The 26,412-nt window shown below is 66.5% G+C and carries 30 protein-coding genes; 18 read left to right on the plus strand and 12 right to left on the minus strand.

The features are described 5' to 3' along the window. Positions 1-347: 347 nt before the first annotated feature. Positions 348-1,691, minus strand: a complete 1,344-nt coding sequence (locus ABIC50_RS33000; RefSeq protein ID WP_354168963.1) for an APC family permease — start codon at positions 1,689-1,691, stop codon at positions 348-350. A gap of 129 nt (positions 1,692-1,820) precedes the next feature. Next, positions 1,821-2,666, minus strand: coding sequence for a carbon-nitrogen hydrolase family protein (locus tag ABIC50_RS33005; protein ID WP_354169118.1), 846 nt, complete (start codon positions 2,664-2,666; stop codon positions 1,821-1,823). 160 nt (positions 2,667-2,826) lie between these two features. Here ABIC50_RS33005 and ABIC50_RS33010 point away from each other — a divergent pair, with 160 nt between their 5' ends. The 7 genes from ABIC50_RS33010 (at position 2,827) to ABIC50_RS33040 (ending at position 9,492) form a co-directional block, all read left to right on the plus strand. After that, a complete protein-coding gene (locus tag ABIC50_RS33010; protein WP_175665241.1) occupies positions 2,827-3,645 on the plus strand; it encodes a response regulator transcription factor in 819 nt (272 codons plus the stop codon). 413 nt (positions 3,646-4,058) lie between these two features. Further along, on the plus strand, positions 4,059-5,201 hold the full coding sequence (locus ABIC50_RS33015) for an acyl-CoA dehydrogenase family protein (RefSeq protein WP_354168966.1): 1,143 nt from the start codon (positions 4,059-4,061) through the stop codon (positions 5,199-5,201). 49 nt (positions 5,202-5,250) lie between these two features. Further along, complete coding sequence (locus tag ABIC50_RS33020; RefSeq protein ID WP_354168968.1) at positions 5,251-6,153, plus strand: HpcH/HpaI aldolase/citrate lyase family protein; 903 nt, start codon at positions 5,251-5,253, stop codon at positions 6,151-6,153. A gap of 8 nt (positions 6,154-6,161) precedes the next feature. After that, positions 6,162-6,815, plus strand: a complete 654-nt coding sequence (locus ABIC50_RS33025) for a pyridoxine/pyridoxamine 5'-phosphate oxidase (protein ID WP_354168971.1) — start codon at positions 6,162-6,164, stop codon at positions 6,813-6,815. 47 nt (positions 6,816-6,862) lie between these two features. Then, complete coding sequence (metC, locus tag ABIC50_RS33030; RefSeq protein ID WP_471686043.1) at positions 6,863-8,044, plus strand: cystathionine beta-lyase; 1,182 nt, start codon at positions 6,863-6,865, stop codon at positions 8,042-8,044. Continuing rightward, complete coding sequence (locus ABIC50_RS33035) at positions 8,038-8,682, plus strand: glutathione S-transferase family protein (RefSeq protein ID WP_354168976.1); 645 nt, start codon at positions 8,038-8,040, stop codon at positions 8,680-8,682. Before metC ends, ABIC50_RS33035 begins: the two co-directional genes overlap by 7 nt. Before the next feature lie 21 nt (positions 8,683-8,703). Further along, entirely contained in the window at positions 8,704-9,492 is a 789-nt protein-coding gene (locus ABIC50_RS33040; protein ID WP_175660824.1) for a glutamine amidotransferase, read from the plus strand. On the opposite strand, the gene ABIC50_RS33045 is transcribed toward ABIC50_RS33040, so the two are convergent. From ABIC50_RS33045 to ABIC50_RS33065, 5 genes are all read right to left on the minus strand, one after another. Further along, complete coding sequence (locus ABIC50_RS33045) at positions 9,415-10,149, minus strand: autoinducer binding domain-containing protein (protein WP_175697293.1); 735 nt, start codon at positions 10,147-10,149, stop codon at positions 9,415-9,417. The genes ABIC50_RS33040 and ABIC50_RS33045 overlap by 78 nt on opposite strands. 85 nt (positions 10,150-10,234) lie before the next feature. Further along, entirely contained in the window at positions 10,235-10,666 is a 432-nt protein-coding gene (locus tag ABIC50_RS33050; RefSeq protein WP_354168978.1) for a hypothetical protein, read from the minus strand. Between the two features lie 59 nt (positions 10,667-10,725). After that, a complete protein-coding gene (locus ABIC50_RS33055; protein ID WP_354168979.1) occupies positions 10,726-12,264 on the minus strand; it encodes a DHA2 family efflux MFS transporter permease subunit in 1,539 nt (512 codons plus the stop codon). Continuing rightward, complete coding sequence (locus tag ABIC50_RS33060) at positions 12,261-13,622, minus strand: HlyD family secretion protein (protein ID WP_354168982.1); 1,362 nt, start codon at positions 13,620-13,622, stop codon at positions 12,261-12,263. Before ABIC50_RS33060 ends, ABIC50_RS33055 begins: the two co-directional genes overlap by 4 nt. Positions 13,623-13,631: 9 nt before the next feature. Further along, entirely contained in the window at positions 13,632-15,131 is a 1,500-nt protein-coding gene (locus ABIC50_RS33065) for an efflux transporter outer membrane subunit (protein WP_354168985.1), read from the minus strand. A gap of 103 nt (positions 15,132-15,234) precedes the next feature. Here ABIC50_RS33065 and ABIC50_RS33070 point away from each other — a divergent pair, with 103 nt between their 5' ends. From ABIC50_RS33070 to ABIC50_RS33090, 5 genes are all read left to right on the plus strand, one after another. Further along, positions 15,235-16,071 (plus strand): AraC family transcriptional regulator, encoded by an 837-nt coding sequence (locus ABIC50_RS33070; RefSeq protein WP_354168987.1) that lies wholly within the window; start codon positions 15,235-15,237, stop codon positions 16,069-16,071. Positions 16,072-16,205: 134 nt separating this feature from the next. Then, the gene (locus ABIC50_RS33075) at positions 16,206-16,367 is read left to right on the plus strand and encodes a hypothetical protein (RefSeq protein ID WP_354168990.1); all 162 of its coding nucleotides are present in this window, start codon (positions 16,206-16,208) and stop codon (positions 16,365-16,367) included. 98 nt (positions 16,368-16,465) lie between these two features. After that, positions 16,466-16,876: an acyl-CoA thioesterase gene (locus tag ABIC50_RS33080; protein ID WP_105834432.1), complete on the plus strand. Its 411-nt coding sequence runs from the start codon at positions 16,466-16,468 to the stop codon at positions 16,874-16,876. Positions 16,877-16,916: 40 nt separating this feature from the next. Next, the gene (locus ABIC50_RS33085) at positions 16,917-17,261 is read left to right on the plus strand and encodes a hypothetical protein (protein WP_354168993.1); all 345 of its coding nucleotides are present in this window, start codon (positions 16,917-16,919) and stop codon (positions 17,259-17,261) included. Positions 17,262-17,616: 355 nt separating this feature from the next. Next, a complete protein-coding gene (locus tag ABIC50_RS33090) occupies positions 17,617-18,324 on the plus strand; it encodes an SDR family NAD(P)-dependent oxidoreductase (RefSeq protein ID WP_175706955.1) in 708 nt (235 codons plus the stop codon). 90 nt (positions 18,325-18,414) lie between these two features. Here the strand turns inward: ABIC50_RS33090 and ABIC50_RS33095 are convergent, their stop codons facing one another. Then, a complete protein-coding gene (locus ABIC50_RS33095) occupies positions 18,415-19,347 on the minus strand; it encodes a LysR family transcriptional regulator (protein ID WP_175660816.1) in 933 nt (310 codons plus the stop codon). A gap of 264 nt (positions 19,348-19,611) precedes the next feature. Between ABIC50_RS33095 and ABIC50_RS33100 the strand changes: the two genes are divergently transcribed. From ABIC50_RS33100 to ABIC50_RS33120, 5 genes are all read left to right on the plus strand, one after another. Further along, a complete protein-coding gene (locus ABIC50_RS33100; protein ID WP_354168996.1) occupies positions 19,612-20,076 on the plus strand; it encodes a RidA family protein in 465 nt (154 codons plus the stop codon). A gap of 272 nt (positions 20,077-20,348) precedes the next feature. Further along, positions 20,349-20,768, plus strand: coding sequence for an organic hydroperoxide resistance protein (locus tag ABIC50_RS33105; protein WP_354168999.1), 420 nt, complete (start codon positions 20,349-20,351; stop codon positions 20,766-20,768). 66 nt (positions 20,769-20,834) lie between these two features. After that, entirely contained in the window at positions 20,835-21,161 is a 327-nt protein-coding gene (locus ABIC50_RS33110; RefSeq protein WP_354169002.1) for a DUF4148 domain-containing protein, read from the plus strand. A gap of 72 nt (positions 21,162-21,233) precedes the next feature. Beyond that, on the plus strand, positions 21,234-21,563 hold the full coding sequence (locus ABIC50_RS33115; protein WP_354169005.1) for a DUF4148 domain-containing protein: 330 nt from the start codon (positions 21,234-21,236) through the stop codon (positions 21,561-21,563). Between the two features lie 140 nt (positions 21,564-21,703). Beyond that, a complete protein-coding gene (locus tag ABIC50_RS33120; protein WP_354169007.1) occupies positions 21,704-22,429 on the plus strand; it encodes a GNAT family N-acetyltransferase in 726 nt (241 codons plus the stop codon). 128 nt (positions 22,430-22,557) lie between these two features. On the opposite strand, the gene ABIC50_RS33125 is transcribed toward ABIC50_RS33120, so the two are convergent. From ABIC50_RS33125 to ABIC50_RS33140, 4 genes are all read right to left on the minus strand, one after another. Further along, a complete protein-coding gene (locus ABIC50_RS33125; protein ID WP_165751435.1) occupies positions 22,558-23,013 on the minus strand; it encodes a MarR family winged helix-turn-helix transcriptional regulator in 456 nt (151 codons plus the stop codon). Between the two features lie 135 nt (positions 23,014-23,148). Further along, positions 23,149-23,289 (minus strand): hypothetical protein, encoded by a 141-nt coding sequence (locus tag ABIC50_RS33130; RefSeq protein WP_175655705.1) that lies wholly within the window; start codon positions 23,287-23,289, stop codon positions 23,149-23,151. Next, positions 23,286-23,657: a GFA family protein gene (locus ABIC50_RS33135; protein ID WP_165751433.1), complete on the minus strand. Its 372-nt coding sequence runs from the start codon at positions 23,655-23,657 to the stop codon at positions 23,286-23,288. The genes ABIC50_RS33130 and ABIC50_RS33135 overlap by 4 nt, the downstream gene beginning before the upstream one ends. Before the next feature lie 193 nt (positions 23,658-23,850). After that, positions 23,851-24,951, minus strand: coding sequence for an NAD(P)H-dependent flavin oxidoreductase (locus ABIC50_RS33140; RefSeq protein WP_354169010.1), 1,101 nt, complete (start codon positions 24,949-24,951; stop codon positions 23,851-23,853). 202 nt (positions 24,952-25,153) lie between these two features. Here ABIC50_RS33140 and ABIC50_RS33145 point away from each other — a divergent pair, with 202 nt between their 5' ends. Next, positions 25,154-26,377 carry an SGNH/GDSL hydrolase family protein gene (locus tag ABIC50_RS33145; RefSeq protein WP_354169012.1) on the plus strand — a complete coding sequence of 408 codons (1,224 nt, stop codon included), beginning with the start codon at positions 25,154-25,156 and terminating at the stop codon, positions 26,375-26,377. The last annotated feature ends 35 nt before the right edge of the window (positions 26,378-26,412 follow it).

A 26,412-nucleotide genomic window follows, 5' to 3' on the forward strand; every position in this document is an offset into this window, starting at 1 on the left:
GGCTCGGCGCTTCAACGCTGACGGACAGAAAACCGATGAAACATGCGACATCTGTATTTAGCTGGCGCTACGACATCTGAATCCGGGTATGACAGAATTGCGGTTCAGTGATGAGGCCCTAAAATTGGTTGTAAGGCCCATGTCGCACCATGTCCAACCCGGATGGAAATCCAGGATTTTTCGCGCCGTGTAAAGCGACCGGCCGCCGGGTGTCCGGCGCCGGACGCTGCGCTCGCTGCAACGGATCGAACGCCGGATTGTTGATTCCGCGCCGATACCGACCGCCGAAGGTTTGTGATGTTCCTAGCCGGATTCGAATACCCGCTGCCCAACCTTCCGCGACCCGCTCAAATCGCAACTTCCGGCGGTGCCTGGCGGAACAGGCGCGTAATCCAGCACAGATACACCAGCCCGAGCACGAACCACGCGACGCCGAGCACGAGTGCGGCCTTCTCGAGGCTCACGAGCAGCCAGAGATCGGAAACCGCGCCGATCGCGGGAAAAATGAGTCCGCCGATCACGCCAATCCGGCGTTCGCCTGACTGCCCCCGCAGGTACACGCGAATCACGCACAGATTGACCGCTGTAAAGGCAAGAAACGCGCCGAAGTTGATGAACGACGTGGACGTGGCGACATCCAGCTTCAGCGCGATCAACCCGACGCTGCCGGCCAGCACGATATTGATCGCGGGCGTCTTGAAACGCGGATGGATGAACCCGAAGATCCGCTTCGGCAGGATTTCGTCGCGGCCCATCGCATAGAGCAACCTGCCGACACTCGCTTGCGCGGAGATGCCCGACGCGAACTGAGCGAGGATCAGGCCGGCGAGGAACACCGTGACGAACAGATCGCCGCCGATCATCTTCGCCACTTCGAACGCGGCCGAATCCGTATCCTTGAATTCGACTCCCGGGTGCGCGAGCTGCATCGTGTACGCCGCGATCACGAAGATCGCTCCGCCGATCAGTGCGATCAGCAGGATCGCGCGCGGCATGTTCTTTTTCGGATCGATCGTCTCTTCAGTCAGCGTCGAGACCGCGTCGAAGCCGAGGTACGAATAGGCGGCAATCGCGGCGCCTGCCATCGTCGCGCCGAACGGCACGTGCGGCTTGAAGAGCGGCTGCGCCATGGCAATACCGCCCGCGCCTGCCGCAGCCGACGCATAGTGCACGCACAGCACGACGAACATCGCGACGACCGCCAGTTGCACGACCATCAGCACGATGTTGAACCGCGCGGCCAGATCGATGCCGACGATGTTCAGGCCGCTCGTCGATACGATGAACGCCACGATCCAGATCCAGGTCGGCACGTGCGGAAATGCCGCGTTCAGATACGCCGCGCCGATCAGCCAGATGACCATCGGCAGAAAGAAGTAATCGAGCAGCGTTGCCCAGCCGATCATGAAACCCAGATGCGGGTTGAACGTCTTGCGCGTGTACGTATAAGCCGAGCCCGCGGCCGGATGGAGCCGCGCGAGCTTGCCGTAGCTGAGCGCGGTGAAGGCGATGGCGACCAGCGCGAGCAGATAGGCCAGCGCGGCCGTGTCGTCGCTGGCCTTGGCCAGCACGCCGTAAGTACCGTAGACGATCAGCGGTGCCATGTAGGCGAGCCCGAACAGCAGCACGGACGGCAGGCCGAGTGTCCGCTTCAGGCGTGCGGGTTCATGGGGTGATGATGACGCTTGCATGTTGTCTCCTGGGCCTCGGCGGCCGATACGAATGGCTGTATGCCGTCTGGCCGGCATTTCAATGGGAGGGGCGAGCACGTGCAGGGCATTGCGCCCTGCCCCATGCGTCGAATGGACCGTGGATTCCGGCTATTCGGTGCGAGGACGGCGCGGTTCGATCGTGACCGCGCGGTTCCCGCCCGCCCGTTCGACGGGCGACAGACCGAGCGCCACACGGGCATCGTGCAGATAGTTGTAGTGCTCGCGACTCGCTTCGAGACGCGTCGGATCGACGCTCGCATGCACGACCGCCTCGTCCCGGCCCAGTTCGATCACCGTGTCGCCAAAGGGATCGACGAGCGTGGAAAGGCCGGCGAACGTCAGGTTGTCGTCGCCGGCACCGCAGCGGTTCACCATGACCGCGAACATCTGGTTTTCCATCGCGCGCGCGGCGATCGCACGGCGATGCACCGGACCGAACGGGTCCATGTTGCCGTTCGTGACGATCAGCAGATCGGCATCGAGCGCACCGACGGCGCGTGCCGTCTCGGGGAATTCGATGTCGTAGCAGATCAGCAGGCCGACCGTCAGACCGTTCCAGCGGCAGGTCGCGAAGCGGTCGCCCGGTGTGAAGACACCGACATCCGACGCCCAAAGATGCGTCTTGCGATAGCGCAGCACGATATCGCCCTGCTCGTCGACGAGCACCGTGGTGTTGTAGAACTGCCCGCCGTCGCGTTCGGCGAGGCCCACGGCCACGGCAACGCCCTTTTGCCGCGCCGCGTCGCGCACCGCGGACAATGCCGGGCCATCGAGCGGCTGCGCGACGTCGGCGACCGTGTCCCGCGTCGGAAAGCCGGACAGCGTCGTTTCGGGGAACACGATCAGCCGGGTACCGCCTGCGCTGTCGACGTGTTCGATCGTATCGATCACCTTGCGCGTGTTGTGCACGACGTCGCCGTCGACGAGCGTCAGTTGCGCGAGTTCCACCTGCATGAAGTCATCTCCTTCCAATCGCCTTTCAGTTGCACGTCTGATGCCACGCGCGCCGAGCAAAGCGCCGCATGGTCTGCTGCGTGACGAAGTGAGGCTGATTATCAGGTTATTATTTTTGACCTGAAATTCCCCGCCAGGGTTACCCTCACCGGAGGACACGATGGACTTCGAATGGCGAGATCTCGCTTTTCACCGGGAGATTGGTTCGGCCATCGATGCCCTCGATGGCCCGCATTTCTGGGCGCGCCTCACGCGGGTGCTCGAACGGCACGTCGCTTTCGACAACTGGGTCGCGCTGTGTTTCGCGCGCGACGCCGCCCCACTCGTGCTCGCCGAACAGGCGATGCCCGACGGCAAGATCGACCTGATGTTTCAGGACTATCTGGCCGCGCTCTATCAGCTCGATCCGTTCTATCTCGCCGCGTTCGAAACGCAGGCGCCCGGCTTCTATACCCTTGCCGACGTCGCGCCGGACAACTTCCGGATGACCGAGTACTACGAGCGGTACTTCAAGAAGAATATCGTCGGCGACGAAGTGCATTTCAACGTCGTGATCGATCGCGATCACACGCTCGGCTTCTCGCTCGGCAAGACGAGCAAGTACGACGAGCGTGAGATGGCACTGCTCACGCTGTACACACCATGGGTGCTGTCGCTGATGCAGCAGCGCTTGCGGTTCGAAACGTTCGCGGTCAAAGGCGCGTCGCGCCCGGCGGAAATCGACGCGCCCGATCCGCATGCGCGCTTCGGCATGCTGACCGGAAAGAACGGGCGCGGCGCATTGACGACGCGCGAAATCGAAGTCGCAATGCTGTCGTTGAGCGGATTCTCGTCACGCGCGATCGGGGAGAAGCTGTCGATCTCGTTCGAGACCGTGCGTGCGCATAAAAAGCACATCTACGCGAAGCTCGGCGTCGGATCGCAATCCGAGCTGTTTGCCATGTTCTACGATCGGGCGCGAACGGACGAGCGCGGGTGATGTCCGTTGTGGCGGTCGGGGACGGGCGATACGTGTGAACCGGGGCCGGTGATCGTCAACCCCCTGCTGCTCCGTTACTACAGAATGGCCGGCATTCAGATCCGGGCGGTGGTTTGTCTCCGGCGCTGCCCCGAGATTGGCGAACCGCGTAAGTCTGGCTGACCGCACCAGCGCGGATCGTCGCGGTCGCCGCCACTGTCCGTCGGCGGCCGACGAGAATTCACCAGATCGACGCAGACCGTCACGGGTGTTATCGCCGGATCTGCGGTCCTGCGAATCCCACGCGGGCCGACAGTCGTTGGCCCCGAAACTACCACTACTGCCAGTACCTCCGCTGTCCGTGCCCACTTAATCTTGTCGGCATCGCAGGCGCGCCATCGAAGGCTGCGCCGACTCGATCGGAGACAAGACAGATGCCATTCGACTGGACGCAGGAACAGCACGCGACGCTCGCGCGCTTTCGCGAAATCGGCGCGGAAATCGCAGCCGCCGCGGATCGCGACGGCCACGCGCCCGCCGGATTCGACGATGCCGGGTGGGCACGACTCGGACAGGAAGGACTGTGGGACATGATCGTGCCGGAAACGTACGGCGGCGACGGCCATGGCTGGTGGCACTTTTCCGCTGCGCTCGAGGGGCTCGCATCGGCGGTCCGCCGCCCGGCGCTGCTGTTGTCGGTGATCGCGCAGGCCGGCATGGTCCGCGCGCTCGAACGATACGGCAGCGCTAGGCAGCAGGACCGCTATTTCGGCGCAATCCTGCGTGGCGAGCTGAGTGCGACTGCGATTGCCGAGCCGGGCACCGGCACCGACGTGCGCAGCATCGCGACGAAGCTGGTCGAGCACGGTAACGGCTATCTGCTGGCCGGCAGCAAATTCAATATCGCGCATGCGCCGCTCGCGCGCTTCGTCCTGGTCGTCACGCGCATCGAAACGCAGGACCGGCGCAATACCGCGCTCGTGATCGTCGATCACGACCAGCCGGGCATGACCATCGCCGCGCCCGACCGCAAGCTCGGCCTGGACGACCTGCCGACCGGCGCGCTGCATTTCGACGACTGCCCGATTGCGCGCGACCAGCTGCTCGGCGACCCCGGTGCGGGGCTCGGCAACCTGATCGACATCATTTCGCTCGGCCGCCTCTACTACGGCCTCGTCGCCGCACAGGTGACGGTGCCGTATCTGCGCGACGCGATCGGCTACTGCCGCAACCGGCGCAGCTTCGACAGCACGATCGATGCTCACCAGTACGTGCAACGGCGTCTCGTCGACCTGCAGATTGGTATCGAACGCGGTACGTGGCTCGCGCGCGGCGCCCTCGCGCAATTGCTGACGAATCACCCGCAAGCTCTGATGACGTGCTCGATCGCGAAGCTGGTCGGCGCACAGGATCTCGTCGACGGCGCGCTCGGCCTCGTGCGGTTGTACGGCAGCCTCGGCTATCAGGCCGGGCCGGTGGCGGCTTTTGCATCGGATGCGCTGGGTTTCATGAGCGTCGGCGGAACCGAGGAAATGCACCGCAAGAACATCTTCAACCAGATGATGCGTGCCGGCTGAACGCCCGCGTCATCGATATGCGCACCACGCGCGTTACAGGAAATCCAGCATGACATCGACGAACCGACGCCCTTCCCGCTTGCGCCGCTCCTGGCTATTCCTCGCCGGTGCGGATCACGACGCGCTCGTTGCCGGTGCCGCGAGCGGCGCAGACGTCCTGATCCAGGAGCTCGAAACCTTCACGCCGCCCGAGCGCCGTCCGGCCGCGCGCGAGCTCAGCGAACGCGTGCTGGCCGGCTGGCGCGACGCCGGCGTGCTGGCGGCCGTGCGCGTGAATCCGCTCGATGCGGGCGGAATCGATGACTTGCGTGCCGCGATGCGCGGCCGCCCGGACATCGTGATGATGTCCTACGTTGCGACACCCGAGCAGGCCGCCGCGCTCGACGAAGCGGTGACGCGTTTCGAGCACGAATATGAGATCGCGCCCGGCTCGACTGAACTGGTGCCGAACGTCGAGACGACGCTCGGTCTCGTGAACACGATGGCGATCGCCCGTTCGAGCCCGCGCGTGTCGGCCGTGCTCGTCGCGACCGAGGACATGGTGGCCGACATGAGTGCCGAACGCACGCGCGCGGGCCGCGAACTCGACTACGTTCGCTCGCGCTTTCGCGTCGAGTGTGCGGCGGTCGGCGTCACCGCGATCGACTGCCCGTACAGTTATGCCGACAACGAGGGCGCGGAACGCGACATGCATGTATCGCGCGGCCTCGGTTACCAGGCGAAAGCGATCGTCAACGCGCAGTTCGTGCCGGTCGTCAATCGTGTGCTCACGCCGACGTCCGACGAAGTCGCCCTCGCCCGCCGCGTGATTGACGCGTTCGATACCGCTCGGCGCGAAGCCGGCGGGCGCCGCGTTGCAGCGGCCGTCGTCGACGGCTTTCTCGCGGAAGTTCCCGACTATCTCGCCGCGCATCGGCTGATTGCCCGCGCAACGCAATTCGGTATCGCATGAGCCACGCCATGGACACGATCGCAATGCGTCTGAAGGCGCTGAAAACACTCGCACATGCCGCGCCCCATGTTGCCCCGCACGACTGGCCCGACACGCCGCATGCGCAATTCGAGCGCTGGCTCGGCGAGGCCGTGACGGCAGGCGCGCTTGAACCGCAGGTGATGACGCTGTCGACGGTCCGCCCAGACGGGCGGCCCGATGCGCGCGCCGTCGTGCTGCTGAACGTCGATGTGCGCGGCTGGCATTTCGCGGCGAATGCACGCAGTCCCAAGGGGTGTCAACTCGAACACCGGCCGTACGCCGCGCTGACGTTCTACTGGCCGGCGATCGCCAGTCAGGTCCGGCTCAGCGGCCCGGTCGAGCGGCTACCGGCCGCGGCCGGCCGAGCCGATTTCGCAAGCCGCCCGGAACGCTCGCGCGCGAGCATTCTGGCCGGCCGGCAAAGCGAACGGCTCGATGATCCGGCCGACCTCACGCGCGCAATCGATGCGCAGCTGGCGCGGCTGGCCGCCGATCCGGATCTGGCATCGGACGACTGGCACCTGTACGCGCTCGCGCCGGACGAAGCCGAATTCTGGCGTGCCGACAGTGCGCGGCGTTTTGCGCGGCAGGCATACCGCCGCGCCGGCCAGCGCTGGGACCGGTGCGCGCTATGGCCGTGACGCCTGCCAAACGCCGATCGCAGCCGTGCGACGATCTGTACGGCGGGATGCACGACGACACGCAACTCGTGCATGCGGGCCGCGACAGCGCGGCATGGCACGGCTTCGTGAACCCGCCCGTCTACCACGCGTCGACCGTGCTCAGCCCGACCGTGTCGGATCTGCTGAACCGCACGCAACCATATATCTACGGCCGGCGCGGCACGCCGACTACGGAAGCGCTCGAGCAGGCGATAACGAGTCTCGAAGGTGGCGCCGGTACGGTGCTGTGTCCGTCCGGGTTGTCCGCGTGCACGCTCGCGCTGCTATCGTGTCTGAAACCGGGAGACCACCTGCTGATGACCGCATCGGTGTATGGTCCGGTGCGCCACGCATGCGAAGGCGTGCTCGCGCGGCTCGGCGTCGAGACGAGCTGGTACGACGCCGATACGCCCGTTGCGGCCGCATTCCGGCCGAACACGCGCGCGGTGTATGTCGAAGTTCCGGGATCCTACACGTTCGACATGCACGATGTGCGTGCACTCGTCCGGCTCGCGCACGCGCACGGTGCGCTGGTCATCGCGGACAACAGCTGGGCGACGCCGCTGTTCTTCCGGCCGCATGCACTCGGTATCGATCTGTCGATCCAGGCCGGCACGAAGTATCTGGTCGGGCATTCCGACGCGATGCTCGGCGTCGTCTCGGCGAACGAGCGCGCGTGGTCCGCGTTGAAGCAATTGCATGGCGACCTCGGGCTATGTGTCGGCCCGGACGACGTCTATCTCGCGCTGCGCGGCTTGCGCACGCTGGGCGTGCGGTTGCGGCAGCACCAGCGCAATGCGCTCGCGGTCGCGACCTGGCTGACGACGCGCGCGCAAGTGCAGCGCGTGTTGTATCCCGCGTTGCCCGGCGATGATGGACACGCACTGTGGCGCCGCGATTTCCGCGGCGCGTCCGGGCTGTTCTCGATCGTGTTGCAGCCCGCACCGCGGCAGGCGGTCGACGCGTTTCTCGATCACTTGACGCTGTTCGGGCTCGGCTACTCGTGGGGCGGCTACGAGAGCCTCGCACTGCCCTTCGACCTGGATGCGCATCGTCTCGCGCAGCGCTGGCCACCGGGCAGCCGCGGCGTGCGGCTGCATATCGGACTCGAGGATGCGGACGACCTGATCGCCGATCTGGCCGCCGGCCTCGACCGCTACGCTGCATTCGCGCGCACCGGTAGCTGCGAGGATGCCGCGCGATGCTGACCGTCTGGGGGCGCCGCACGTCGTTCAACGTGCAGAAGGTGCTATGGCTCGTCGGCGAGCTGCGACTGCCGTACCGGCACATCCCGGCCGGCGGCGAATACGGTTCGCTGCAGACGCCCGCATTCGCGGCGCTGAATCCTGCCTGCCGGATTCCGGTGATCGACTGGGACGGCGACGTCGTATGGGAATCGCACACGATCCTGCGTTATCTCGCCGCGCGCGTGCCGAACAATCCGTTCTGGTGCCGCGACACGTTCGCCCGTTCGCGCGCAGAGCGCTGGATGGACTGGTCGCAGACCGCGCTCGAACCCGATGTGATGACCGGGCTATTCTGGGCGTTGGTCCGAACGCCGTCGGCACAACGCGACGATGCGATCGTGCGGGACAAAACCGCACGCTGCGCCATGCATTACCGGCTGCTCGACCGGTTGCTGTCGACGCAGCCGTTTCTCGGTGGCGCGACGCCGGGCCTGGCCGACATTCCGGCCGGTGCGACGCTGTTCCGCTATTTCTCGCTCGACGTCGAGCGGCCGCGGTTGCCGCATGTCGAGGCCTGGTACGCTCGCCTATGCCGTCGATCCGCCTATCGCGAACACGTGATGGTGTCGTTCGACGCGCTGCGCGGCCAGCCGGGTTGATCCTCCATCCGTCCACACAAGATGACGCACTCCACACTTCGCCCGATCCTGATCGTGCTGCATCGCGAACAATCGAGCCCCGGCCGGATCGGGCGCCTGCTGGCCGCGCGTGGTCATCCGCTCGACATTCGCCGTCCGCCGCTCGGAGATCCGTTGCCGGCGACGCTCGCCGGGCATGCCGGTGCCGTGGTGTTCGGCGGGCCGATGAGCGCCAACGACGACGATCTGTGGATTCGCGACGAGATCGACTGGATCGGCGTGCCGCTGCGCGAACGCGCGCCGTTTCTCGGTGTGTGCCTCGGCGCGCAGATGATGATTCGCCATCTGGGTGGCCGCGTGAGCGCGCATCGGGACGGGCGCGCGGAAATCGGCTATTGGCCGATTGCCGCGACACCCGCCGGGCGGCGGCTCGGTTCATGGCCGTCGCATGTCTATCAATGGCATCGCGAGGGCTTCGAACGTGTCGCGGGGCTCGAGGTCCTCGCGACCGGCGAGCATTTCGAGAACCAGGCGGTTCGCTACGGACCGTGCGCATATGGCGTCCAGTTTCATCCGGAAGTGAGCTATCCGATGATGCGACGCTGGAGCACGGCCGCCGCACACAAGCTGTCGGCACCCGGCGCGCAGGATCTCGCGACGCAGAATCGCGAGGGTCGGCGGCACGATCGCGCGACGGCAGCGTGGCTCAGCGCGTTTCTGGACCGCTGGGTCGCTGGTGAGCCCGCTGCGGCACTAGCCGGGCACCGTCACGTCGGAGATGCTGATCAGCCCCCACTCGACCGCGCGCAGCACGGCTTCGTGTCGACGTGACACGTTGAACTTGCGACGGATGTTCATGAAGTGGAAATTGATGCACGACTCGGTCACATTCAGGATGTGGCCGATCTCCCACGAGGTCTTGCCGGCCGCATGCCATCGCAGGCATTCGACTTCCCGTCGGCTGAGCCGCGGCACGCTGTCGGGCGGGGCATGGCAGGGCGTGCCGGCAATCGCTTCGCACGCGACGTCGCGCAGCAGCGTCAGCACCGCCAGATGGCGGTTACAGCGCGCACGCGTCGTGGTGATGTCGTCCACGCTCGCGCACGACAGCATGCCGACCTCCCCTTTCGCGCCGCGTGCCGGCAGCACGACCCCCGTACGCATGCCGTACGCGGACGCCGCTTCGTAACACCGCCGCTGCTCAGGCAGCGCGAACAGCTCGCCGTCCCATACGAGCGGCAGCGCCGAACGAAAGCAATGCCGCAGCATCGGGTCGACGCGGTCGAACTGGCGCTGTCGGTACAGTGCCGTCCAGCCGGGCACACCGCTGCTCCATTTACGCGCGAGATCGAACGATGCGCCGGCAAACGGCAAGACGATCAGCACGACCTTGTCGAACCCCATTCCGGCGGCCGCGTCGGTCATCCGCTGCCATGACGCGTTCGTGTCGCCGGGTACCAACCAATTCAGACATTCCAGTCCATTCATACAAGCCACCCCGTTTATTCGTTGGAATCTGCATTCAGGCGGACTTGCGCAACCGGTTCGAGGCGTTGCGCGCGCACGGCCCGCGCTAGACCGCCTCAGTCAGGCGTCGCCGGCCTGCCTGCCTTGCATCGTCGAGCGAAGCCGCCACGTCGAACGGAACGCCGAATGCCTTTTCGATTCCAGCCCCGTTTGCGACGGCCGCGTCACGTTCCTTCGGGTCCGGTTCGACGGTGATCAGTGCACGGCAGACCGTGGCGAGCGCGGCACGGTTCTCCTTGAGCCACTTGCCGCGTTGCTTGCGATCGTCGTGCGCTTCGTCCGGGCGGGCCGGCGGAAAGATCATGACAAACGGCTCGCCGTGCCGCAGCAGCACATCCATGTCGTCGAGCCAGCGCTGCGCATAGCCGTCGGAAGCGATCGCGTCGTTGCGTACGACGACGAGCGGAAAGTCGGTGACATCGAATACGGCGAGCGTCGCCAGTGCGGACGACATCTTTCCAGCGTGTTGGGTATGCATCAGGTCGATCTCCTTCGAGTTGAACAGCATGGGTCGAAACGGGCCGCGCGGCGCCCGTTTCATCGTTTCGCGCCGGCACGGGGGCCGAACGGCGGGCGGGCGAGCCATACCACCGCCATCACGGCGAGATAGACGCAGCCGAGCGCGAATGAAACGTCGTTGAACGAAATCTGATAGGCCTGCGCGTCGACCAGATTGCCCAGTAGCGCGGCGGCCCGTTGCGGGTCGCCGCCGCCGAGCCGCGCGACCTCGGCGCGCACGGCCGGATCGAACGCGCTCAGGTGCTCGCTGAGTTGCGCGTGGTGCACGACGGCGCGCCGATCCCACAGGAACGACGTGATCGATACCGCGAAGCTCGCGCCGAGCGTGCGCAGGAAGGTCGACAGGCCGGACCCGGCGGCGATCTCGTCGGGTTTCAGGTCGGACAGCAGGATGCTGTTGATCGGCATGATGAACAGCGCGAGGCCGAGCCCCTGCAGCAGCTGGATCAGCGCGATGTGCGTGAAGTCGACGTCGGGCACGAAGCCTGCGCGCAGGAAGGACGACGCACCGAGGATCGCGAATGCGCAGCACACGAGCGCGCGCATGTTGAAGCGCGGCGCGTACTTGCCCATGAACGGCGTCGTCAGCACCGGAATCACGCCCATCGGTGCGACGGCAAGCCCGGCCCAGAACGCCGTGTAGCCGAGCGTGCGCTGCAACCATTGCGGGACGATCACGTTGACCGCGAAGAACGCCGAGTATGCGAGCACGAGCGTCAGCGTGCCTGCCGCGAAGTTGCGATGGGCGAAGAGCCGCAGGTTCACGATCGGATTCGGTTCGTTGAGTTCCCAGATCAGGAACAGCGCGATGCCGAATGCGGCGACCACCGACATCACGACGATGAACGTGGAGTTGAACCAGTCGGCCTCGTTGCCCTTGTCGAGCACGATCTGCAGTGCGCCGACGCCGACCACGAGCGCGGCGAGGCCGACATAGTCGACGCGCGCGGCGACGGTCGTTTCGACGCGCGCACGCATCTGCGCGAAGATGCAGAGCGCGGCGAACACGCCGATCGGCAGATTGATCAGGAACGCCCAGCGCCACGAGTAATGCTCGGTGATCCAGCCGCCGAATACGGGGCCCGCGATCGGCGCGACGACGGTGACCATCGCGATCATCGACAGCGCGAAGCCGCGTCGCTGCGGCGGATAGATCGACAGCATCAACGCTTGCGTGGTGGGGATCATCGGCCCGGCTACCAGGCCCTGCAGCGCGCGAAACGCGACGAGCTGCGGCAGGTTTTGCGCGAGGCCGCACAGGAGCGACGCGAACGTGAAGGCGAGCGTGGCCCACACGAACAGCCGGACCTGCCCGATGCGCTTGACGAGAAACCCGGTCAGCGGCAGCGCGATTGCATTGCTGACCGAGAACGTGGTGACGACCCATGCGCTCTGCGTCGTGCTCACGCCGAAATTGCCGGCGATCGTCGGCAGCGATACGTTCGCGACAGTGCCGTCGAGCACCTGCATGAAGACCGCGAGCGCGAGACCGAACGTCGTCAGCGCGACGCTCGGCGGGCGAAAGCCGCCATCGGCGGCCGGCATCGGCCCGCTCATCGCACACGCTCCGCGCGCGCCGTCGCGGGCAGGTTTGCATGCAGGACATCGGCGATCAGCCCGTCGGCGCGCGCGAGCTCCTCACGGTATACATCGGTGCGGAACACGGGATCTCGCTGCGCGCGTTGCGACAGCATTGCGCCGCTGCGATCGTGCTGATCGACGCTTGCGTGCATCGACAGGCCGATGCGCAGCGGATGCGCGTCGAGCTGTGCCGGGTCCGTCAATTCGATACGAACCGGCAGCCGCTGCACGATCTTGATCCAGTTGCCGGTCGCATTCTGGGCGGGCAGCAGCGAGAATGCGCTGCCGGTGCCCACCCCGAGGCTCTGCACGCGGCCGCTGTAACGTACGTTGCTGCCGTATAGGTCGGCCGTCAGTTCGACAGGCTGGCCGATCCGCATGTGGTCGAGCTGCTTCTCGGTGAAGTTGGCATCGACCCACAACTCGCGCAACGGCACGACCGCGAGCAGCGGCACACCCGGCGAGACGCGCTGGCCGACCTGTACCGTGCGCTTCGCGACATAGCCGGTAACGGGGGCGACGATATCGGTGCGAGTGCGCGCCAGGTAGGCGGCACGCAGGCGTGACGCCGCGGCCTGAACGTCGGGATGAGAGGCGACGGCGGTGTCGTCGACCAGTGCCTTGCTCGTCTGATGCTGTTCGCTCAACGTGGCGAGCGCACTTTGTGCGGCTGCATACGCGCTTTGCGCGGATGTCAATGTATCGCGTGCATGAGCGAGCTCCTCGTGCGAAATCGCGCCGGAGCGGCCGAGATCCTCGCGGCGCCGGTAGTCGGCCTTCGCCTTGTCGAGCGCGGTGCGGCGCGCGGCGAGTTCGGCGCGCGCGCCGTCAATGCTGTTCGCGAGCCCGCGCTCGTTGCTGTACAGGCCGCGCACCTTCCGCACCGTTGCCGCGAGATCGGCCTGTGCGGCCGCGAGCGCGACCTGCGCGTCGCTCGGGTCGAGGCGCACAAGCGGCGTGCCTGCATGCACGAGGTCGCCGTCGTCCGCGTCGATCGACACGACGGTGCCCGTCACCTGCGGCGTCAGCTCGACGACGTTGCCTTGCGCGTACGCGTTGTCGGTCGTTTCGTACCACCGGCCGACGAGCGCATACCAGGCGCCCCACCCGGCAATACCGAACGCGAACACGGCGACGAGCGCGCGCACCAGATGCTTGCGTCGCGCGGGCGGTGCCGCGGGTACCGTCCCGCCCGCTCCCGGTTGTGCGCGGGGAGCGGTGTCGGCCGGCGAGCGCGATCCGCCCGGATGATCGCCGACGGGATGCTGGCGCGCGCTGGCCGGATCGGCGGCCGCGGGTCGAGGAGGAGTCTGCAGGGTGTTGTCGCTGCTCATGGTTCGATCTCAGGGACGGTGGGAAGGCGTGACGGCGAGTGCGACGTCGTCGGGTTCGGCGCGGAAGCCGCCGCCCAGTGCCGCGACGAGCTGCAGCGATTGATCCGCGCGCTGGGCGCGCAGCGCGGCGACTTCGCGGCTCGCGACCAGTAGCTGCTGGCGCACGACGAGCGCATCGAGGTAGCTGCCGACTCCGGCCCGGTAGCGCGCGTCCGCGAGTCGCCACGCGTCGGTGGCGGAATCGAGCGCACGCTGCTGCGCGTCGGCCTGCAGGGCGAGCGAATCAAGCCGGTGCAGATCGTCGGCCACTTCGCCGATCGCACCGATCAGCGTCTTGTTGTAGCCGGCGACCGCCAGGTCGTATTGCGCGTCGCGCTTGCGCAGCACGCCGCGCCGCTCGCCGCCGTCGAAAATCGGCAGGCTCACGGCCGGACCGATGTTGTAGGTGCGCGACGCGGCCTGGAACAACGATGCGCCGCCGCGTGTCGCCAGCCCGATCAGCGCGGTCAGGCTCACGTTGGGCAGGAAGTCCGCGCGGGCGGCGACGACGTTGCGGCTCGCCGCCTCGACCCGCCAGCGCGCGGCGACGATGTCGGCGCGCCGGCCGAGCAACGCCGCGGGCAGATCGGCCGGCACTGCGAGCGCCGCGATCGGCAATGGCGCGGGACGCGCGAGCGCAAGGCCGCGGTCGGGGCCCGCGCCGAGCAGGATCGCGACGGCGATGCGCGCGCTGCCGATCGCCTGAGCCGCGCGTGCCTGCTCGCGCGCGGCGGCCGCGACCTCGCTTTCCGCCTGGCGCTGTTGCGCGACGTTGTCGATGCCTTTGGCCACACGCTGGCGGGTCAGTGTCAGCGCTTCGTCGGCACGCTCGTATTCGGCACGCGCGACGTCCTGCTGATCGAACGCATACGCGAGGTTCACGTATGCGCGTGCGACGTTGACGGACAGCATGATGCGTGCGGCCCGCGCGTCGACCCGCGCGGCACGCGCTTCGCCGAGCGCGGCTTCCCATGCGGCACGGCGGCCGCCCCACAGATCGAGATCCCAGCTGAAGCCGAGATTCATCTCGCGCGTGTGGCTGAAGAAACCGCCGCCTTCGCCGGGCGAGAACTGCGTGCCGGACGGGCGCTCGCCCTTCGCGCTCGCGCGGCCGACGATGTGCGGCACGCGCGCGGCCTGCGCCTCGATCACCAGCGCCTGCGCTTCACGTGCGCGCGCATCGGCGGTGGCGAGATCGGGATTGCCGGCGAGCGCCTCGTCGATCAGCGCGTTCAGCTCCGGATCGTGCAGCGCACGCCACCAGTCGGCGGCCGGCCAGTCGGCGATCGATGCGTGGGCGAGGCTGCGCGTCGCAGCGAGCGACTCGGCGCCGAGCAGCGTGCCGGCCGGCGTGAGCCCGTCGCGGCTCGCGCACGCGCCGAGCATCGCGAGCGCTGCCGCGATCGCCATTCGCGACACGACGCGCCGCGCGCTGGCATCGTCCGTCCTGGGAGCAAGTGCTGCATGCATCGCATTCCTCTGCTTCGATTCGGTTTGAACACGACATGCATTGTTGGACGCCCAGGGACAAAGCTGATAATGTTGTTTAGACAAAAAATAATGAATTCCGGCCATGCCCATCCGTGAAGCTTCTCCGTCGCGCGCCGTGCAGCGCGCCGACGCCGATCCGAGTGAACGCGAGGACGGTCCGTCGCTGATCGCCGTGTGGGGTGAAGACGACGGCAGGAACGCGTATCAACTCGGCACGCGCGAAGTCGACTGGCACAGCCATTTGCGCGGTCAGGTGTTCTGCGTGGAGAGCGGGTTCGCGCACGTGCGCACGCCGCACGGCTCATGGCTGCTGCCACCGCATCGCGCAGGCTGGATTCCGCCGGGTGAGCAGCACAAGGTCAGCATCAGCGGTGCGTTGAGCGGCTGGAGCGTCGTGATCGCACCGGCCGCGAGCCGGCGGATGCCGGACCGGCCCTGCGTGATTGCGATCACCGAGCTGATGCGCGCGCTCGTGCGTCGTGCCGTGTCCTGGGCCGACCAGGACAGGCTCGATACCGAGCAGGCGCGCATGAGCATCGTGCTGCTCGAGGAGATGCGCCGCGCGCCGCATGAACCGCTGCATTTGCCGATGCCGCGCGATCGCCGGCTGCTGCGGATCGCCAATGCGATCCTCGGCCAGCCGCACGACAGCCGCACGCTCGACGCGTGGGCCGAATGGGCCGGGTTGTCCGCCCGCACGCTGACCAGGCTGTTCGTCGCCGAGACCGGCACGAGCTTCGCGCAATGGCGACAGCAGGCGCGGCTCACGCACGCGCTCGAACGTCTCGCGAACGGCGACAGCGTCGCCAATATCGCGGATGCGCTCGGCTATGCGACGCCGAGCAATTTCATCGCGATGTTTCGCCGTGCATTCGGCGATTCGCCCGCGCATTACTTCGCGAAGCGCAAACAGCCCTAGCAGCACAGGCGCGACGCGGCCCGGTGCGCTTCCCTATCCCCCTGTCAGTCGTGCGCGAGCATCGGTGCGGCTATAGTCGCCGTGTCGCCGGCGATCGGTCGCTCGATGCGTTTTCTGGAAGGGGCCGATGTCGAATGCCGTCGGATCGTTACAACCCGCCGATCGTCTCCGAGCAGCATCTTGTCGCCCGCTGCAAGCCCGCCGGGCTATTCAGGATAGGGGCCGAGCATGAAAAGTTCGTCGCCGCCTGTTACGACGGGCCCTCCGACATCGCTGCCGTGCGCTATCCGTTCTGATAGTGGCGCTCCGATACGTGTTCGATTAATTTTTCGGGTACCTGACTGTAAAGCAGGTTCGAATATATAAATCAACCCAGCCATTCCGGAGAGACATCATGACCAAGCGACATTACGAAACGCCGATTCACGTGAAGTATCGCGATACGGATTCGATGGGGCACGTGAGCAGTCCTGTCTATTACGACTATCTGCAGCATTCTTACCTCTGTTATATGTTCGATCTGCTCGGCCTGCCGCGCAGCGAGAAACTGCCGCACATCATGGTGAAGACGCAGTGCGAATACCTCGCGCCTGCGCAGTTCGGCGACAACCTGACGATCCGGTCGAGCATCGTGCGCTTCGGCAGCAAGAGCTTCGACCTCGAACATCTGATGGAGCGCGATGACCGGACTATCGTTGCGCGCGGCGCGTCGACGCACGTGATGTTCGATTACGCGAGCAATACGACGCTGGCCGTTCCGGACGACTTCAAGGCGCGCGTGCTCGAATTCCAGGGTTCGCTGTAACGCGCACAGGCCGCAGCGGGGGGCGCACGCGAATGCGGCGGTGACGCGCGCACGGCGTCGGATCGATGCGATCGTGGAGCGGCGCGACGATCGCCCCGATCACGCGATCATCATCGTGCGGCTGGGGGACGCGGGCGCCGCCGTTCCGCTCGATGCGGCGCCGCTCGCTCACGATGCGTCGTTGCTCGAGGTTGCAAGCTGGACTAGGCGCTGCGCTATGCCCCGCTTCGTCGCGCCGCGCCGCGAGGATGCCGTGCAGAGCGCGGCGCTGGTCGGCAGTCTCGCCGTCCGTTGGTGCGACCTGCGCCCACGCCCCGGCGACCGAAGTCCCCGTCAGACGCATTCTGGAACGAGCGAGTTCGTGTTTTTAATCGACCTATTGTGATAAGAAAAGTTATCCAGATAGCGTCGATAAATTGGCGAAGTGCCCGCCGTGTTGCGAACAAACCAGCGCCCGGCGTTCGCCTCGTTTGACCGCGCAAACCTCCGCATTCACGACGATTCGACGCGCGTCGTCATCCGATTGCCGGCGCATTGACAATCACGTCGATCCACTTGCGCGAACACCACCGCCGCACCGATCGCCGCTGCAGGCGCCCCGCATTTGTTCCCGCGACGCAAGACTGTTGCTCCATGGTGGGTGTTCGAACTCCGGCCCGACACGCCTAGAGTCTGGTCCATCGGATTCATCGATCCGGTCGGCACTGAAGCCGAAAACCAGTCACCTGTCGAGGCATATCATGAGCACGTCCAAAGTCATCATCGTCACCGGCGCATCGCAAGGCATCGGTGCTGAAACGGTCAACGCATTCCGCGCCCAGGGCCATCGGGTGGTCGCGACGTCCCGTTCGATCGGGCCGTCGAACGATCCCGATCTCGTCACCGTCGCGGGCGACATCGGCGATCCGGCGGTCGCGCGGCGCGTGGTCGACACCGCAATCGAGCGCTTCGGGCAGGTCGACACGCTCGTCAACAACGCCGGCGTGTTCATCGCGAAGCCGTTCACGCAATACACGGCGGACGACTATGCGGCCATCACCCGCGTGAACCTGGACGGCTTCTTCCACGTCACGCAGCGCGCGATCGCGGCGATGCAGCGGCATGGCGGCGGACACGTGGTCAGCATCACGACGAGCCTCGTCGACCACGCGAACAGCAACGTGCCATCGGTACTCGCATCGCTGACGAAAGGCGGGCTCAATGCGGCGACGAAGTCGCTCGCGATCGAGTATGCGAAGGCCGGCATCCGCGTGAACGCGGTGTCGCCCGGCATCATCAACTCGCCGATGCATGCGCCCGACACGCATGCAACGCTCGCAGCGCTGCATCCGGTCGGCCGGATGGGCGAGATGAGCGACATCGTCGGCGCGATCCTGTATCTCGATTCGGCGCCGTTCGTCACCGGCGAGATCCTGCACGTGGACGGCGGCCAGAGCGCCGGGCACTGAGCGGCAAAGTAGTGAGAACGGCCGGCGCGGATGGCGCGCGCCGGCCCGCTACCGGCTCAGCCGCGCCGTCCGCGCACCGGCCGCACGCGGCTAGCGCTTGCGCTTGTCGGGCGCCTGCTCGAGATGTTCGACGAGAAAGTCGACGAAGACGCGCACGCGTGACGACAGATAGCGTGCATGTGGATACAGCAGCATGAACGGCCGCGACCGCCCGCCCTGACCGGACAGCACCTCCGCGAGCGTGCCCTCCCGCAGATCCCGTTCGACGATGAAGCGGTAGGTCTGGAACAGGCCCGCACCGCTGCGCGCGAGCGTGACGCCTGCGAGGACGTCGCCCGACGTGCCGTAACCGCCGGTCGTCGCGATTTCGATTTCTGCCGCGCCGTCGTTGAACAGCCACGGAATCGGCCGGCCGCTGCTCGGGAGCTCGAACTGGATGCATTCGTGCGCGTGCAGATCGTCGACGGCGCGCGGCACGCCGGCGCGCTTCAGGTAGCCGGGCGTCGCAACGACGACGAGTTCGGCGTCCTCGAGCTTGCGCGCGACGAGGCTCGAATCCGCCGGCGCACGGCCGCGGATCGCAAGGTCGAAACCCTCCTCGGCGAAGTCGATGTTGCGGTTGCTCAGGTGCGTTTCGACGCGGACGTCCGGGTAGCGCTCGCGAAACGCGGGCAGCAGCGGCAGCACCCGATAGTGTCCGTACGGCGTCGGCATGCTGATGCGCAGCACGCCCGCCGGCGTTGCCTGCTGGCCCGTTGCCTCGCGCTCCGCGTCGACGAGCTGAGACAGCGCATCACGGCATTGCTCGAAGTAGCGCCGTCCGGAATCGGTCAGGCGGATTTGCCGCGTCGTCCGGACGAACAGGCGTACGCCGAGACGCTCCTCGAGCCGCGCGACCGACCGGCTGACGGCGGCCGGCGTGACGCTCGCGGCCGTCGCGGCGAGCGTGAAGCTGCCGAGTTCGGCTGCCAGGCAGAACAGCTCGATGCTGCCGAGCAGGAGGTCGTCGAATTTTCGTTGCATGAAGCGGCTCCAGCGGTGTCCGGTGCTTGTGTCGCGGGATGTCGAAGCAACGAGTGTGCATGAATCCCCGGCGGCGAACCAGCGAACCAGCGAACACGGCGGGCGGCACCGGGCCGCTTTGCCGGCACGCGTTCGCGCCGTTCGATGCCGCGCGCGATTCGTTACATCGTGTGCCAAATCAATTGCGCGAACGATATTTACCGGCGCCGACCGCCTCACTAGAGTGACTGACAGACCCGTCAATCATCCCCGAAGGAGAACGCGATGACGATCGAACAGAAACTGGCCGGACTCGGCTTTTCGCTACCCGAACCGCCGCAACCGCTCGGCAGCTATACGGCCGTCAGCGAAGCCGGCAACCTGTTGTTCGTGTCCGGGCAACTGCCGCTCGTCGACGGCAAGGTGGCCTATACGGGCCGCGTCGGCGAACAATTGAACGTCGATGACGGTCGGCACGCGGCGCAGCTCGCGGCGCTGAATGTGCTCGCGCAGATCGGCAAGCACCTGGGCGGGTTCGACCGACTGCATCACATCGTGCGGGTCGAGGGCCACGTCGCGTCGGCCGACGGCTTCTACGGCCAGCCGGCCGTGATCGACGGTGCCTCCGACCTGTTCGCCGCGGTGCTGGGCGACAAGGCCGGACACGCTCGCTCGGCCTTTTCCCAGCGCCAGTTGCCTGCGGACGCTGCCGTGATCCTGGTCGTGATCGCCGAAATCCGTCCAGCGTAACGGGGTTTCCGCTGCCAAGTCGATGGCCATTGAGACGCGTGTCTGCCCTGCCCGCCGGCGAATTTTCCCTTCGCATCGCCTTTTCAATATAAGGGATTGATCGCCGAAAAGCCTTGCCCCGCAAGGCCCGAAACGATTCAGATACATTGAAATACAAAATATCGCACGCGATTTAATCGAATCCGCTTGACGTGAGTCGGCGTCTCGACGAAACTGCATCGCATGCGATCGAATCGCATCTGAAAAGACCTTCAAACCTGACGGAGTGAATGATGAGCAAGATCGAAAAAGTGCTGTACACGGGCAAGACGCACACGACTTCCGGCGGCCGCGACGGCGCGGCGCGCAGTTCCGACGGCCGCCTGGACATCCAGCTGTCGTCGCCGGGCAGCGCCGGCACCGGCACCAACCCGGAACAACTGTTCGCGGCCGGCTGGTCGGCCTGCTTCATCGGCGCGATGCAGCTTGCGGCGCGCGAGGCGAAGGTGACGCTGCCGGCCGATCTCGCGGTGGACACCGAAGTGGACCTCGGCATGGGCGGCAACGCGTACTTTCTGCAGGCTCGCCTGAACGTGAGCGTGCCGGGGCTCGATCGCGACGTCGTGCAGCACATCGTCGATACCGCGCATCAGACCTGCCCGTATTCGAAGGCGACGCGCGGCAACATCGATGTCGAGATCCGCATCGTCTGAGCATTGGATCGGGCGGCCAGGCGCCGCCTTCACGAATCACCCACCCTATTCTTGTCGAGGTAAATGATGAAAACCCAACTGATCACTGCCCTTCTCGTTGCCGTGTCCGCCGCCGTTGCCGCTCCGGCCTTTGCCAGTGAAGCCGTCGTGACGCGTGCGCAAGTGCGTGCCGAGCTCGTCCAGTTGCAGCAGGCTGGCTATGCGCCGGGCCGCGCGAACGATCCGCACTATCCGGACGACCTGCAGGCCGCGCTGACGCGTATCCACGCCAACGACGCCGTCGCGGCCGATACGGCGACGTCCGGTTATGGCAGCGACGCCGCAGCCGTCACGCAGTCGGGCAGCCGTTCCGTCACGCGTGTCGCCGAGCGTTCGATCTACTTCGGCCATTGAACGAAACCGCGACCGACATTGATTGCCGGCGTGCCCGGACAACCCTGAATACGCTATTTTCTATCGAGGTGAATGATGAAGACTAAACTGATTGCAGCCCTGCTCGTCGCCGTGTCGGCTTCCGTTGCCGCACCGGTGTTCGCCGCTGAAACCACCGTGACGCGCGCGCAGGTGCGGGCGGAGCTGGCCGCGCTCCAGCAGGCCGGCTATCTGCCGAACCGCCCGAACGATCCGAACTACCCGGACAACCTGCAGGCCGCGCTGAAGCGGGTTCGCGACAATGGCGCGACGGCGGCCGACACGCAGGCAGCCGGTTATGGCAGCAACGCCGACGGCGCGACGCAATCCGGCGGTCGCAGCACGATTCGCATGGCCGAGCGCTCGATCTATTTCGGTCATTGAACGTCACGACGAAATCGGCGATACCGCCCGTCAAATAAAGCGCATGCGATGTAATCGCGTGCGCTTTTGTTCGTCTGCAACCTGCGTGACCGATCGCGTCTATGCTGTGCGGCGGACAGCGTTCAATCAAGGAGCACGCGATGCGGGAAGCAACGGCGGGACACGAAGAAGACGGATCGCACCCGCTCGACAACGCCGTTTGGCATGCGCTCGCCGGCGAGCAGCACCGTTTTGCGCTCGGCGATGCGCGTGCGCGGCGGTTTCCGCCGGCCCTCGCGCCATTTGCCGGCATGGCCGATCGCAGCCCGGCCGCGTTCGACGCGTTGCGCGGAGTGATCGACGCATACGGGCCGGCGGCACTGTTTTCACCGGACGAGATACCGACGCCGGCCGGCCTTTCGGTGGTCCGGCGCGCGACGCTGCATCAGATGATCTGGCAGGGAACGCTCGACGACATGGATCCTTCCGAGCATGTGCCGCTGACCGAAGCCGACGTGCCGGAGATGCTCGCGCTGATCGCGGCGACGGAACCCGGCCCGTTCGGCCCGCGCACGATCGAATTCGGCGGCTATATCGGCGTGCGCAGGCAGGGCCGGCTCGTCGCGATGACCGGTCAGCGGCTGCGGGCCAGCGGTCATGCGGAGATCAGCGCCGTGTGCGTGGATCCGGCGTTTCGGGGCCAGGGGCTCGCGGCCGGACTGATCCGCTCATTGATCGCGACCATCCGTGCGCGGGAGGAAACGCCGTTTCTGCACGTGCTCACGTCGAATCACGTCGCGATCGAGCGCTATCGGGCACTCGGCTTCGTGACGCGCCGCGACATGCATTTGCTGGTGCTTGAGCGTGCGCAGACCCGGACGGGTTAGCAGGAAAGGAGCCGGCCTTGCCTGGTTGCGGCGGTGCGTCGGCCGCGATCGCGGGAGGTGTTCGGAAATTGCGGAAATTTCCGCAATGGCCGGCGGCAGGTGCGCCGCCGGCTCGTGTCTATTCGTGTCTATTCGTCGATCGAATCGATCAGATTGCCGCGCAGCGTGACGATCGCCTTCTGCATCTTCGCGAATTCGTCGGGCTTCAACCCGGTGGCTTCGACGAGATCCATGTCGAGCCCCTTCTCGCGCACGCGGCGGCCGCTTTTCGTCAGGCTCACGAGCACCTGGCGCTCGTCCGACGGATCGCGGTGTCGCTCCAGATAGCCCATCGCCTCGAGTTTCTTCAGGATCGGCGTCAACGTGTTCGATTCGAGGAACAGCTTTTCGCCGAGCTGCCCGACCGTCTGGTTGTCCTCCTCCCATAGCGCAATGATCGTGATGTATTGCGTGTACGTGAGGCCGAGCTCTTCCAGGATCGGCTTGTATGCCTTGCCGAACGCGAGGTTCGTCGAGTAGATCGCAAAGCACAGGAACTCGGACAGTTTCGGCGTGGCTGGCGATGGTGCGTCGGTCGGTTTCATGAGCGTCCTCCCTCGACACGGGATCGTGTCGCAGATGAACCGATTATATATCGCGTGCGATCTTATCGGAAGCATGATTATCGTTTCCGATTGACAGCATGCGATACGCGCCGCGCCCGCCCCGCACTTGTATGTTCAGTACGGGCCGTCGTTCCGACCCCGGCGGGTGCCGACCCGCTGCCGGCTAATCGACAGCAGCGAACACTGCACCGGATGGGCGATTTCGGTCGCGAGGCCGCCCGCGGCGAATAGGAGGATCATCAGCCAGCGTTTCATGCGTCCTCCACGACCGAAAGGCTCGCACCGTTGGCGACCGTGGCTTCGAGCGCGTACGGATCGACACCCTCGAGGCAGCCGAGATTGACGCGCCAGCACGCGGGATCCTTGCGCGTCTGGTGGAACGGGTAGATCCCGCACCGGCTGCAGAAAAAGTGGTGGGCCGTGTGCGTGTTGAACCGGTAGCTGGTCAACGCGCTCTCGCCTGCGACGATCTTCAGTTCGCTTGCATCGAACATCGGGCTCATCAGCGCGCCGCGACGGCGGCAGAGGCTGCAGTTGCAGCGGGTCGCCGGCGCAAGCGCCGTCCGGACTTCGAATTTCACCGCGCCGCAATGGCAGGATCCGTTGAACCATGTTGCAGACATGTCGTGCTCCTCAGGAGGTCATGCCTGCTTTATAGCGGGCCGGGGCCCATGCTTTGTATCGCGTTGTATCCGCGCGGCGCTCGGATACAGAACATTGCAATTTTGTGGCCGGCGCCGTGCGTTGCGTATTGCGCGTTGCGGTGGCATCGCTGCGCATTCGCCCAGCCCGCTGCGCGCGGCGCGGGCCCTGGAATCAGTCCAGCACGTGCTGCAACCGCGCGATGGCCGCTCGCGTCTCGCGCTCGAGCGTCGCGAACAGTTCGGCCGCGGGCAGCGACCGGACGAGGGGCGCCGCCTGCCCGGCCCACTGCGCACCGTAGCCGAACTCGCCTTTCGCCTTCGCGGCCGCATGCAGTGCCTTACCGGCGTCGTACGCGATCGGATAGGCCGGGGTGGCCGGTGCGTGCGGATCGTCGCCGAGCGCGGTCAGCCGGTTCGCGATGCCGCGCGCGAGCCGGCCGGAGATCGCGCTCGTGAACGTCGTGCGGCGCGCCGCGTCGCCGAAGATCGCGTGGCGATAGCCGTCGTCGATCGATGTCTCCGGGCATGCGACGAAGGCGGTGCCGAGCTGCGCGGCCTGCGCGCCGAGCGCGAGCGCCGCGGCGATGCCGTCGCCGTCCATGATGCCGCCGGCGGCGATCACCGGCAGCGCGCATTCGCGCACGATCAGGCGCGTGAGCGCGAACGTGCCGAGCCGATCGTCGTGCGCCGTCGAGTCGAACACGCCCCGGTGCCCGCCGGCCTCGATGCCCTGCGCGACGATCGCATCGATGCCGGCCGCGGCGATCTGCCGGGCTTCGTCGGGATTCGTCGCGGTCGCGAACAGCGTGACGCCCGCGCGCTTCAACATCGCGATTGCCTCGTCGGACGGCAACCCGAAATGAAAGCTCACGACGGCCGGTTTTTCTTCGACCAGCATCGCGAGCATCGCATCGTCCTCGACGAAGCTCGTATAGATCTCCGACAGCGACGCCGGCGGCGTCGCGCCGTGTTCGCGGAATGCGGGCGCGAGCCAGTCGAGCCACGCGCGTTCGACGGCTGCGTCGGCACGGGCCGGCTGGTGGCAGAACAGGTTGATGTTGAACGGCCGGTCGGTCAGCGCGCGCGTGTCGTGGATCATCTTGCGCGCGCCGTCGGCGTTCGTCGCGCCGACGCCGAGCGAGCCGAGCCCGCCCGCGTTCGACACGGCTGCCGCCAGCGCGGGCGTGCTGACGCCGGCCATCGGCGCCTGGATGATTGGGGTGCGGATGCCGAGCGTGCGCAACAGCGTCCGGTTGTCGGTCGAGGGAATCATGTCGTGCGTCTCCTGTGGGCGGCGCGAACACAAACGGGAAGCATGCCGGCGGGCATGCGGGGCGGCCGGCGGGCCGGGGTTTCAGAAATCCAGCGCTCAGGATAGCGGACCTGGAAACCGCCTCCAAGTTGGCCGAACGGCAGATGCCACGTCGCGCCGCTTCGTGAAATACTGCGGCCACGCGTCCTTCCGGAACCCCGAGATGACCGACCTGCCTGCCGTACCCTCGTTCCTTTGCCTGGTCACGCGTTGCGCGCGGACGTTCATCGCCGCGCTGCTGATCGCCGGGCCGGCGACGGCCGCGTTTGCCGCGGACGTGCCGGGCGCGCCCGCGCCGGCGGCCCGCGCGCCGCAGCGCATCCTGTTCGTCGGCGACAGCCTCACACACGGCCGTTACGCGCCCGTGCGTTCGTACGGCGCAATGCGCGCCGGCAGCCAGGGCGTCGCCGGCACCGCGCAGGTCGTCGACGAAAACTTCGGGCGGACCGATGCCCGCGCGGAACGCGAGCCGGGCCCGTGGGGCGGAATTCCGGGTATCTTCGCGCGCCTTGCCGTCGAAGCCGGGCTCGACTACGACGTGCACCTCGAGGCGATGTCGGCGACGAGTCTCGCGAAACATGCCCGCGTGGCATCGGACGTGATCGATCGGCCCACGTGGGATGCGGTCGTTCTGCAGGAGCTGAGCGTCAAGCCGCTGCCGTTCGCGCTCACGCACAGCCGCGCGAGCGATCCGGCCGGTTTCTGTGCGAGCGTCGCAAAGCTGGCCCGCGGCATTCGTGCGGCGGCGCCGCAGGCGCGTGTCTATCTGTATGAAACCTGGCCGCGCGCCGATCTCGCGAAAGCGCTCGCGGGCGAGCCGGGCAGCGATGGTTTTCACGCACGCTACGTCGAGCGTCTCGCCGACATCGTCGCAGCGTATCGCGATGCATTCGATCGCGCGCGCCGCACCGATCCGTCGATCGCCGCGGTCGCGCCGGTCGGCCGCGCGTGGCAGCGTGCATGGGCGACCGGTGTTGCCGATCCCGACCCGTATGTGCCGTCCGGCGCGCCGCTGCTGTGGTACGGCATGCACGCGCGGAACGACCCGCCGATCTCGCGGCCCGATTATCTGCATCCGGGCGTGTCGGGCGCTTATCTGAGCGCGCTCGTGTTGTTCCAGCAGATCGCCGGTGTCGACGTCCGAACCTTCGGCCCGCGCGAGCAAACAGCCGCGCAACTCGGCATCGCGCCCGACCTGGCGGCAAGGTTGCAGGCTGTTGCGTCCGATACGGTCCGGGGTGAACGGGGCGACGCCGGAGGCGATGCTGGCGGCAGTGCCGGTGCGGATGTCAGTGCCGCTGCCGCTCCCGGTGCCGATGCTGATGCTGATGCTGATGCTGATGCGACCGCGACGGCCGGGCGTTCCGATCCGTGCGCGTCGCCATGAGCGGCAACGATGCGCGCCCTATGCGCCCTATGCGC

Source organism: Burkholderia sp. 567 (assembly GCF_040545115.1).
Classification (GTDB): Bacteria; Pseudomonadota; Gammaproteobacteria; order Burkholderiales; family Burkholderiaceae; genus Burkholderia; species Burkholderia ambifaria.